This window comes from Limimaricola sp. G21655-S1 (assembly GCF_027213785.1).
In the GTDB taxonomy this organism is placed as follows: Bacteria; Pseudomonadota; Alphaproteobacteria; order Rhodobacterales; family Rhodobacteraceae; genus Limimaricola.
In genome coordinates, this window is sequence record NZ_JAPWGO010000260.1 from 1 (window position 1) to 266 (window position 266).

Sequence of the window (266 nt, forward strand, 5' to 3'; positions counted from 1 at the left end):
TGAAAACCCTATAAGTCTGCGACGAGAGCCTTGCAACGCTCACTTGCCCGAATTTATGTCGCAGGTTAGGCATTTCATCATGCTTTCCATTTTTGACAATGGCGGCCCGCCAGCCTGCCCCGTGCCATTTAATCTTGCAGCCTATGTTCTGCAGCATACTGAGGCACGCGCAGAGCATCCCGCTATCCTGATATCGGGGAACACGGACGATCAGGTCTGGTCCTATGCGGCGTTTTCTGCCGCCGTGCGTGGTACGGCAACGGGCC

The 266-nt window shown here is 55.6% G+C and carries 1 pseudogene; it reads left to right on the forward strand.

Going from position 1 to position 266, the window contains the following annotated elements:
- Window positions 1-55 precede the first annotated feature (55 nt).
- Window positions 56-266 (forward strand): annotated as a pseudogene (locus tag O4G76_RS20690) (hypothetical protein); the annotation flags it as partial.